Origin of the sequence: Actinomycetospora sp., assembly GCF_036497245.1 — a bacterium.
Lineage (GTDB): Bacteria > Actinomycetota > Actinomycetes > Mycobacteriales > Pseudonocardiaceae > Actinomycetospora.
In genome coordinates this window covers 1-8618 of record NZ_DASXJS010000241.1, presented here as the reverse complement: position 1 = coordinate 8618, position 8618 = coordinate 1, and the positions used below count along the sequence as shown (strand labels likewise).

At 73.7% G+C, this 8618-nt stretch carries 13 protein-coding genes; 6 read left to right on the top strand and 7 right to left on the bottom strand.

The annotated features are described in order from the left end of the window. Nucleotides 1-114: 114 nt before the first annotated feature. A complete protein-coding gene (locus tag VGI02_RS25220; protein WP_331632105.1) occupies nucleotides 115-810 on the bottom strand; it encodes a TetR/AcrR family transcriptional regulator in 696 nt (231 codons plus the stop codon). An 87-nt stretch (nucleotides 811-897) separates the two neighbouring features. Between VGI02_RS25220 and VGI02_RS25215 the strand changes: the two genes are divergently transcribed. Further along, on the top strand, nucleotides 898-1650 hold the full coding sequence (locus VGI02_RS25215; RefSeq protein ID WP_331632103.1) for an SDR family NAD(P)-dependent oxidoreductase: 753 nt from the start codon (nucleotides 898-900) through the stop codon (nucleotides 1648-1650). Between the two features lie 20 nt (nucleotides 1651-1670). Here VGI02_RS25215 and VGI02_RS25210 read toward each other — a convergent pair whose 3' ends face one another. Further along, nucleotides 1671-1955, bottom strand: a complete 285-nt coding sequence (locus tag VGI02_RS25210; protein ID WP_331632100.1) for a S24/S26 family peptidase — start codon at nucleotides 1953-1955, stop codon at nucleotides 1671-1673. Between the two features lie 244 nt (nucleotides 1956-2199). On the opposite strand from VGI02_RS25210, the gene sodN reads away from it, so the two are divergent. Together sodN and VGI02_RS25200 are read left to right on the top strand one after the other, a co-directional pair. Beyond that, the gene (gene sodN / locus VGI02_RS25205) at nucleotides 2200-2637 is read left to right on the top strand and encodes a superoxide dismutase, Ni (RefSeq protein ID WP_331632098.1); all 438 of its coding nucleotides are present in this window, start codon (nucleotides 2200-2202) and stop codon (nucleotides 2635-2637) included. Nucleotides 2638-2715: 78 nt separating this feature from the next. Next, nucleotides 2716-3351 (top strand): histidine phosphatase family protein, encoded by a 636-nt coding sequence (locus VGI02_RS25200; RefSeq protein WP_331632096.1) that lies wholly within the window; start codon nucleotides 2716-2718, stop codon nucleotides 3349-3351. Nucleotides 3352-3355: 4 nt separating this feature from the next. Here VGI02_RS25200 and VGI02_RS25195 read toward each other — a convergent pair whose 3' ends face one another. Next, nucleotides 3356-3742: a hypothetical protein gene (locus tag VGI02_RS25195; protein WP_331632094.1), complete on the bottom strand. Its 387-nt coding sequence runs from the start codon at nucleotides 3740-3742 to the stop codon at nucleotides 3356-3358. An 86-nt stretch (nucleotides 3743-3828) separates the two neighbouring features. On the opposite strand from VGI02_RS25195, the gene VGI02_RS25190 reads away from it, so the two are divergent. Together VGI02_RS25190 and VGI02_RS25185 are read left to right on the top strand one after the other, a co-directional pair. Next, complete coding sequence (locus tag VGI02_RS25190) at nucleotides 3829-4749, top strand: diacylglycerol/lipid kinase family protein (RefSeq protein ID WP_331632092.1); 921 nt, start codon at nucleotides 3829-3831, stop codon at nucleotides 4747-4749. A 607-nt stretch (nucleotides 4750-5356) separates the two neighbouring features. Next, nucleotides 5357-5605, top strand: coding sequence for a WhiB family transcriptional regulator (locus tag VGI02_RS25185; RefSeq protein ID WP_331632090.1), 249 nt, complete (start codon nucleotides 5357-5359; stop codon nucleotides 5603-5605). Nucleotides 5606-5776: 171 nt separating this feature from the next. On the opposite strand, the gene VGI02_RS25180 is transcribed toward VGI02_RS25185, so the two are convergent. Further along, nucleotides 5777-7309 (bottom strand): sensor histidine kinase, encoded by a 1533-nt coding sequence (locus VGI02_RS25180; RefSeq protein WP_331632088.1) that lies wholly within the window; start codon nucleotides 7307-7309, stop codon nucleotides 5777-5779. Between the two features lie 28 nt (nucleotides 7310-7337). Continuing rightward, complete coding sequence (locus tag VGI02_RS25175) at nucleotides 7338-7571, bottom strand: biotin/lipoyl-binding carrier protein (protein WP_414638377.1); 234 nt, start codon at nucleotides 7569-7571, stop codon at nucleotides 7338-7340. A 73-nt stretch (nucleotides 7572-7644) separates the two neighbouring features. On the opposite strand from VGI02_RS25175, the gene VGI02_RS29185 reads away from it, so the two are divergent. Further along, the gene (locus VGI02_RS29185; protein ID WP_372460785.1) at nucleotides 7645-7719 is read left to right on the top strand and encodes a 50S ribosomal protein bL37; all 75 of its coding nucleotides are present in this window, start codon (nucleotides 7645-7647) and stop codon (nucleotides 7717-7719) included. 89 nt (nucleotides 7720-7808) lie between these two features. On the opposite strand, the gene rsrA is transcribed toward VGI02_RS29185, so the two are convergent. Both rsrA and VGI02_RS25165 read right to left on the bottom strand, forming a co-directional pair. Beyond that, nucleotides 7809-8147: a mycothiol system anti-sigma-R factor gene (gene rsrA, locus VGI02_RS25170; RefSeq protein ID WP_331632084.1), complete on the bottom strand. Its 339-nt coding sequence runs from the start codon at nucleotides 8145-8147 to the stop codon at nucleotides 7809-7811. Then, nucleotides 8144-8618, bottom strand: a 475-nt coding sequence (locus VGI02_RS25165; protein WP_331632082.1) for a sigma-70 family RNA polymerase sigma factor, incomplete at its 5' end; no start/stop codon positions are given. The genes VGI02_RS25165 and rsrA, both read right to left, overlap by 4 nt.

The following is an 8618-nucleotide window of genomic DNA, read 5'->3' as shown; positions in this document are numbered from 1 at the left end:
CGCCCTCGCGACCGACGATCGTCCCCCACGCGTCCCGTCCCCCCGGGTCGGCGCCCCGGGGGTGACCTCGTCCCCGGGCGTCACCGGGAACGTCGTCCGCGGGGGTGCCGAGCGCTACCGGGATCCACCCGATCCAGCACGTCCGTCGCCGTCTCGTGACCCCACGGTGTCCGGGCCGGGACCTGCGGACGTCATGAGCTCCACCTGGCGCACCGCGTCCCCCAGCCACGAGCGCAGCGCGGCGGTCTCGGCGTCCGGGTCGCCCGCCTGCGCCGCGGCGCGCCGGACCTCCGGCGAGGTGAACGAACGGACGATCCCGACGAGCGCGATCGCGGCCAGCCGGTCGGCGGGCTCGGCGCCGGGGCGACCGTCCGCGCGGGCGAGGGCGTCGGCGACGGCGTCCTCGCACTCCGCCCACAGCCGCAGGAGCCGCGAACGCAGCGCGGGCGCGTCCCCCGCCCGCCGGAAGTAGCCCTCGATCCCCGCCGACGCCGGGTCGGATGCGTCCAGCGCCGCCCCGAGCACCTCGCCGACGGCCCGGGCCGGACTCCGCCCCGGGGAACCCACGGCGGCGACGAGGGCGTCGAGCAGGGTGGTGTCCGCGAAGGCCAGGTCCTCCTTCGAGCGGAAGTACACGAAGAGCGTCTTCACCGACACGTCGGCGCCGTCCGCGATCTCGGCGACGGTGACGTCGTCGTACCCGCGCCGCTCGAACAGCTGCTCGGCGACCTCGAGGATGCGCGCCCGCGTCGCGGCCTTCTTGCGCTCCCGCAGCGGGACCCGCTCGCTCGCCGCACTCACGCCCGCCATCCCATCACGGTGACCTCCCCCGCACGAGCACGACTCACTAAGGTAAGTGACTTACCTTAGCGAGCAGATGACCCGAGGAGGGATCGCATGGACTGGACGGGCCGGGTGGCCGTGGTCACCGGCGGGAGCAGCGGGATCGGACGGACGACGGCGGCCGAGCTCAGCGCACGGGGCGCGGCGGTGGTGATCGTCGGCCGGGACGAGGGGCGCCTGGAGGTCGCCCGGCACTCCATGCCCGGACCGGCACCGGTGATGACGGCCGCGGCCGACCTGTGTCACGAGGAGGACGTCGACCGGCTGATGGACGCCGTCGCCGCACGGCACGGGCACATCGACCTGCTCTTCGCCAACGCCGGGGTCTCCGACGCCCCACCGCTGCGGGAGACCACCCGCGCCGACGTCGACCGCCTGCTCGACACCAACGTGCGCAGCGTGTTCACCACGATCGTCCGGGCCCTGCCACTCATGGCCCGCGGCGGCGCGGTCGTCGCGACCAGCTCCGTCGCGGAGGCGAAGGGCCGCCCCGCCGATCCGCTCTACGCCGCGAGCAAGGCCGCCGTCCGCAGCCTCGTCCGCACGCTCGCCCTCGACGAGGACGTGCTCGCCCGCGGGGTGCGCGTCAACGCCGTCACGCCCGGCTGCATCGCGACGCCGCTCACCGCCCAGGACGACCCGGACTCCCAGGCCGCGATCGACGCCTGGGTCGCCGACGCCGTGCCGATGGGCCGTTGGGGACACCCCGAGGAGGTCGCGCACGCGGTGCTCTTCCTCGCCGGCGACGAGGCCGCCTATGTCACCGGCAGCGAGATCCTCGTCGACGGCGGCCTGGCGCAGACGTGACCGCACCGGGGACGCCGGGCTCAGCGGCGCGGCAGACGACCCGGTGACGGCCACAGACGGTGGGTGACGACGGCGGGCGCGACGGCCGGACCGAGGGTGCGCGAGTCGGTGGAGGCGGCGGACGCGTCCCCGACGGCGAACCAGCAGGCACCGTCCGGGTCCTCGTCGGGCAGCCGCAGCGCGAGCCGCTTCACCGAGAGCTGCCCGGGCCGCTGCGGCCAGCGCACCAGGGCCACCGCGCCCTGGGCGGGCCGCAGCCAGCCGACGGCGAGGACGACGTCGCCGTCGCGCAGGGTGGGAGCCATCGAGCCACCCCGGACCGCGACGCGGCGCGGTACCCCGCGCGCGACGCGCAGAAACGCCGTCCGCATCCACCCGATGACCATCGACGGCCCTCCTCACCAGCGGAGATGGTTCCCGGTGCCGCCCGGCGCCACACCGGTTGACAGTCACGTCCGTGCGGCTGCCCGGCGGCTCGCACGGGAGTAGGTTGGGCCGCGGTCGGAACGATCACCGTGTTCCCCGTCAGAGGGGAGTTTGGGAGGCGACATGGGACTGCTCGCGAGCATCCACCAGGGGCTAGCGACGCGACGGGGGGTTCTGCAGCCGCAGCTGGAGGCCACCGCGCACTGCGACCTCCCCTGCGGCGTGTACGACCCGGCTCAGGCCCGGATCGAGGCCGAGTCGGTCAAGATGATCCAGTCGAAGTACCAGGACTCCTCGGACCCGGAGTTCAAGGAGCGCGCCATCCAGATCAAGGAGGAGCGCTCCGACCTCGTCAAGCACCACCTCTGGGTGCTGTGGACGGACTACTTCAAGCCGCCGCACTTCGAGAAGTACCCGCAGCTGCACGAGCTGTTCAACAAGGCCACCAAGGCTGCGGGTGCCACCGGCACGAAGGGGTCGACGGACCCGAAGACCGGTGACGAGCTGCTCGGCTACATCGGCGAGATCTCGGACATCTTCTGGGAGACCAAGAAGGGCTGAGCCCTCGACGCACTCCCGACGCGCCCGTCCCGGCTCGGGACGGGCGCGTCGTGTGTCGGGGCCTCGAGAGGAGACGCGGTGAGCGAGAGTCCCGTCGGGCGCATCTACCTGCTGCGCCACGGAGAGACCGAGTGGTCGCGGACCGGTCGCCATACCGGTCGTACCGACGTCCCGTTGACCGAGCACGGCGAGGAGCAGGCCCGCACCGCCGGACGGCTGCTCGCGACGCTGCGCGGCAACGACCCGCCCCCACCCGTCGTCTGGTGCAGCCCGCGCCGCCGCGCCCGCGACACCGCCGCGCTGGCGGGTCTGCGCCCGGACGCGACCCGCGACGACCTCGCCGAGTGGGACTACGGCGACTACGAGGGGCGCACCACGCCCGACATCCGCACCGAGGACCCCGGCTGGACCATCTGGACGCACCCGGTGCCGCACGGCGAGACCTCGGAGCAGATCGCGAAGCGGATCGACGGCGTGATCGCCGACGCCGACCGCGAGCTGGCCGAGCGCGACGTCGTCCTCATCGGGCACGGGCACGCCGGCCGCGTGCTCATCGCGCGCTACCTCGGCCTCACACCCCCCGCGGGCGTCGGCTTCGCCTTCGACCCGGCGTCGGTGACCGTGCTGGGGCACGAACGGGGCAGCCACCGCATCGATCTGCTCAACGCCCCGGGCGGGCTCGTCGAACCACCGCCCCCGCCGGCGGACCGATAGGGGCCTACTGCTCCGCCCAGTCGCGCCCCGCGCGGGTGAGCACGCCCGCGAGGATCGCCACGCACACCACGGCGATCGGCACTCCGAGCTCCGGGCGCCCGCTCGTCACCCCCGCGTAGAACGCGATGCCGAGACCGAGCAGCTGCATGACGACGACGGGGCCGCGAGCGCCCCGGGCGCCGCGTGCCAGCGCGATCCCGGCTGCGAGGACCCCCGCCCCCAGGAGCACGACGAAGCCCCACACCTGGGGGGTGCCCTCGACGATCAGCGCCACGACGCCCCCCACGAGGAGCGCGGCGCCCTCCAGCGCCGCCCCGAGGGCCGCCACGACGAGCGACCGCGGGGGCGCGGCCGCCCCGGGAGCGGGCGGCGGGGTCGACGCACCGGACACACCCCCAGCCTAGGTCGCCCCGCCGTCCGCGATCCGTGCCCCACGCCCGGCCCAACCGCCGGGGGCCCGGCGCTACGGTGAGTGCCGTGCGCGCCCTGCTCGTGGCCAATCCCTCGGCCACCACCACCACGGCAGCCGGACGCGACGTCATCGCCCACGCCCTCGCCAGCGAGGTCAAGCTCGAGGTGGTGGCCACCCGTTACCGGGGCCACGCGGCGGAGCTCGCGGCGCGGGCCTCGACCGAAGGTGTCGACCTCGTCGTCGTCCTCGGCGGCGACGGCACCGTCAACGAGGCCCTCAACGGCCTGCTCGTCGACGGCCCCGGCGAGCGGGTCCCCGCGCTCGGTGTGGTGCCCGGCGGGTCGGCCAACGTCTTCGCCCGCGCCCTCGGGGTCCCGCGCGACCCGCTGGAGGCCACGCACCAGCTCCTCGAGGCGCTGGCGGCCGGGCGCAGCCGCACCGTGGGCCTCGGGCGGGCCGACGAGCGGTGGTTCAGCTTCAACGCCGGGCTCGGGTGGGACGCCGACGTCATCTCCGCCATGGAGCACGCGCGGGACCGGGGTCGCGAGGCGACGCCGTCCCGCTACGTGGCGACCTCGATCCGCCGCTGGACGACGGCCCGGGCGAGGCCGCCGTCGCTGCGGGTCGAGATCCCGGGCCGGGAGCCGGTCGAGGGCGTCAAGCTCGCGCTGGTGTCCAACACCGATCCGTGGACCTACCTTGGTGGCCGCGCGGTGCGCACGAACCCCGGCTGCTCGTTCGACACCGGGCTGGGGCTGTTCGGGCTGCGCTCCCTGGGCCTGCCGACGATCGCCCGGATCGTCCGCCAGATCCTGTCAGAGGACGGGTTCGGGGAGCTGGACTCGGTCCTGCGCGCCGACGACGTCTCCGCGCTGCGGATCGTCTCGGACGAGCCGGTGAACCTCCAGGTCGACGGCGACCACCTGGGGCGACGCAGCGACGTGGAGTTCCTCGCCGTGCCCGACGCGCTGCGTGTGGTCGTCTAGCAGAAGTGAGCCAGGTCACGTCCACGCGGTGAGCGAGCCGCCGGACGCTCTCCGTGACCCGACGAACGGGCCCTGTATCCGGCCATCGGGGGACTTCACGGGCCTGGATCCGGGCCCACAGGGCTCCTGTGGTGATCCTAGCGACCGCTCGTCGCCCTCCGCCGCCCGGGTCGACGCCTCGTCGTGCGGCGTTTTCCGCTCGTCGCAGTGACCGAGCCGTCACGGTCCGCCGATCTCCACTCACCGACCGACGTTGCCCGTCGAGCCGCTTGGGACTCGATCCAGAGCCGATCCTCCTGCAGATTCTTGGACATCCCCCGCGAGAGCCGGGCAGGAATGCACCAGCAGAACTGCTCGGCCGGGTCCACGGGACGCGAAGAGATTCTCTCCGCGGACCGCTGGGCAGGGAGGCGGACACGCCGAGTGTCCGGCCGACGGCGACGTTGCCGCAGGTCCGGATCACCGTCAGGACCGACCTCCCAGCACGACCAGATACAGCAGGAGGGGCCGCTGGAGGCCCCGGGCGATTCCCACCCCGACGGAATCGTCGACGACCACCGCAACTCGGTGCGCACCCCGAGGCGTACTCAGCGAGGAGATCAGCACGATGGACTGGCGGAACGAAGCAGCTTGCCGCGACGAGGACCCGGAACTGTTCTTCCCGGTCGGGACGAGCGGCCCGGCGCTCTCGCAGATCGCACAGGCCAAGGCCGTGTGCCGCCGCTGCCCCGCGATGACGGAGTGCCTGAGCTGGGCGCTCGAGTCCGGACAGGACGCCGGCGTCTGGGGCGGGGCCGACGAGGACGAGCGCCGCGCCATGAAGCGCTACGGCGTCCGGGTCGACGCGCAGGCCTGAGCCCGGCACACGCCGACCCGTCAGGCGGCGGACGCTCGCTCCCCACGCGTCCGCCCCGGGTCGGTCGAGCACGACGCACGATCTGAACGAAGGGCCCCCCGGTCGGTTGGAGCGACCGGAGGGCCCTTCGTTCGTTCCCGGGCTCCGCGCCCACCGGCGGACGACGCAGCCTCAGCGGCCGCGCGGGTCCCCGCGATGCGGCAGCGGGATGGTCAGCTCGGCCCGGGTCCCGCCCTCGGCGTCGGGCCGGAGGCTGAGCGTGCCGCCGAGCTCGGAGTCGACGAGCGTGCGGACAATCTGCAGGCCGAGGCCCGGAGCACGCTCCAGGGAGAACGTCTCCGGCAGTCCCCGGCCGTCGTCGACGATCTCGACCAGCAGACGGCTCGCGCTGCGGGTCGAGATGATCCGCACGGTGCCGGTCGTGCCCTCCCCGAAGCCGTGCTCCAGGGCGTTCGAGACGAGCTCGGTGACGACCATGACGAGTGGGGTCGCCATCACCGCAGGCAGCACACCCGCCCGCCCCTCGCGACGCATCGCCACCCCGGCGCCGGGCCGCACCACGTCGTTCATCATCGGCACGACGCCGGCGAGCACCTCGTCGATGTCCACCTGCTCGTCCACCGAGGCCGCCAGCGCCTCGTGCACCAGTGCGATGGAGGCGACCCGGCGCATCGACTCGGCCAGCGCGGAGCGGGCCTCCTCGTGCCGGGTCCGGCGGGCCTGCAGGCGCAGCAGGGCCGCCACCGTCTGCAGGTTGTTCTTCACCCGGTGGTGGATCTCGCGGATCGTCGCGTCCTTGCTCATCAGGGCGCGGTCCCGGCGGCGGACCTCGGTCACGTCGCGGACGAGCACGAGCGCGCCGCTGGGGACCCCGCGCGGGCGCAGCGGCAGGGCCCGGACGACTGCGGTCGCGCCGCGGCTCTCCACCTCGACGCGGGCGGACGGCGTGCCGGCGAGCGCGTCGCGCAGGAGCGTGACGACCTCCGCGCCCTCGAACGGGTCGGCGGAGACCTTGCGGGCCACCGTCGGCAGGTCGGCGCCCACGAGCTCGTCGGCCCACCCCAGCCGGTGGAACGCCGACGCCGCGTTCGGGCTGGCGTAGAGCACCGTCCCGACCGCGCTCACCCGCACCAGCCCGTCGCCCACACGCGGCGTGGAGCGCCCCTCGTCGGCGCTCTCGGCGGTCGGGAACGTGCCGTCCGCGATCATCTGGCACAGATCGCCCGCCACCGCCAGGTACGAGATCTCGAGGGTCGACGGCACGCGGGGCGCGGCCAGGTTCGTGTCCCGGCCGAGCACGGCGATCATGCGGCCCTCGAAGCCGACGGGGACCACCTCACGGCGGATCGACCGGCCGCGGTGCCAGCGCGGCTGCTCCTCCCGCCGCATCGTGGCGTCGCCGAGGGCCCGCAGCAGCTGCGGGTGCTGGGCGGCCGACGAGGTGCCGCCGACCATGTCGTCGGGGTGCGCGGTCGGCGCCGTCGTGGGCCTGCTGTGGGCGACGCACAGGAACGTCGCGGCCGACTCCGGGCCCGTCGCGGCCGCGTCGGGCCCGTCCGGCACCGTCACCGGAACCCAGAGCAGGAAGTCGGCGAACGACAGGTCGGAGAGCAGCTGCCACTCCGAGGCGAGCCGCTGCAGGTGTGCGACCTCGTCCCCGGACAGCTCGGTGTGCGTCGCGAGCAGGAAGCTCAGCGTGGACATGGAGAACCCGGCCGGGCCCGCTCGGGACTCACTCCGCCTCGGACGGGCGACGGATCACGGCGATGAGATCGCCGCCCTGCACGACGTCGCCCTCCTTCACGGCGACCGAGACCACCGTCCCGGCCCCCTCGACGAGCACGGGGATCTCCATCTTCATCGACTCGAGGAGCACGACGGTGTCGCCGTCGGCCACCTCCGTGCCCTCACGGGCGACGACCTCGAGGACGTTCGCGACCATCTCCGCGCGGATCTCGTCAGCCACGACCGACATCCAACCACCGACCGGACGGCCCTCGCCCTCATGTGACCCCCGACCCTCGTGGGAAGATGGCCACATGTCGAAGCGCGCGCGCCAGAAGCGGGACCGCAAGAAGAAGAGCTCCAACCACGGCAAGCGCCCCAACAGCTGAGGTGGGCGCCGTGCCCACGAACGACGAAGGGCCCCGGAGAGACTCTCTCCGGGGCCCTTCCGTCGCTCACGGTGCAGGGTTGCTTCTCGTCAGGTTCGCCAGGTCTCGACGCGGGTCTGGTTGACCTCGACGACGGTCCCCGACGGCGTCCGCTCGACGGTGACCTGAGCCTGCTCCAGCACGGTCGCGCGGATGCGCTCCCGCAGCTTCTGGTGCAGCTCCTCCGGCGCGCGCTCCCCGCCACAGGTGCGGGCCAGCAGCATCTTGACCTTCTCCTCGAGCCCGTAGCGGGCCAGGCACGGCCCGCACTCCTCGAGGTGACGCCGCAGCTGGGCGTCGCGCTCCTCGCCGCACTCGTGGTCCAGCAGCAGCCAGACCTCGGCGAGGACCTCCTCGCAGTCGGTCTCGTGGGGCTCTCCGCAGCTCACGACTGCACCCCCTCGTCGACACTCGCTCCGCGCGACCGGGTCGAGGTCCGCTCCGCTTCGTCTCCGCGGATGAACCCGCGGTCCCGCGCGGTACCGGTCAGGGCCTCCCGCAGCTGCTTGCGGCCGCGGTGGAGGCGGGACATCACGGTGCCGATGGGCGTGCCCATGATCTCCGCGATCTCCTTGTAGGCGAACCCCTCGACGTCGGCGAGGTAGACCGCCATCCGGAAGTCGTCCGGCAGGGCCTGCAGGGCGTCACGGATGTCGGTGTCCGGCAGCCGGTCGAGAGCCTCCACCTCCGCCGAGGGCAGACCCGCCGAGCTGTGCTCCGCCGACTGCGAGAGCTGGTAGTCGGTGAACTCGTCGGTCGGGCTCTGCTGCGGCTGGCGCTGCCGCTTGCGGTAGGTGTTGATGTAGGAGTTCGTCAGGATCCGGTACAGCCAGGCCTTCAGGTTGGTGCCCGGCCGGAAG

Bases quoted from the DNA above. Each gene is read 5' to 3' on its own strand.
- VGI02_RS25220 (WP_331632105.1), bottom strand. From the start codon at position 810: ATGGCGGGCGTGAGTGCGGCGAGCGAGCGGGTCCCGCTGCGGGAGCGC.
- VGI02_RS25215 (WP_331632103.1), top strand. From the start codon at position 898: ATGGACTGGACGGGCCGGGTGGCCGTGGTCACCGGCGGGAGCAGCGGG.
- VGI02_RS25210 (WP_331632100.1), bottom strand. From the start codon at position 1,955: ATGGCTCCCACCCTGCGCGACGGCGACGTCGTCCTCGCCGTCGGCTGG.
- sodN (WP_331632098.1), top strand. From the start codon at position 2,200: ATGGGACTGCTCGCGAGCATCCACCAGGGGCTAGCGACGCGACGGGGG.
- VGI02_RS25185 (WP_331632090.1), top strand. From the start codon at position 5,357: ATGGACTGGCGGAACGAAGCAGCTTGCCGCGACGAGGACCCGGAACTG.
- VGI02_RS25180 (WP_331632088.1), bottom strand. From the start codon at position 7,309: ATGTCCACGCTGAGCTTCCTGCTCGCGACGCACACCGAGCTGTCCGGG.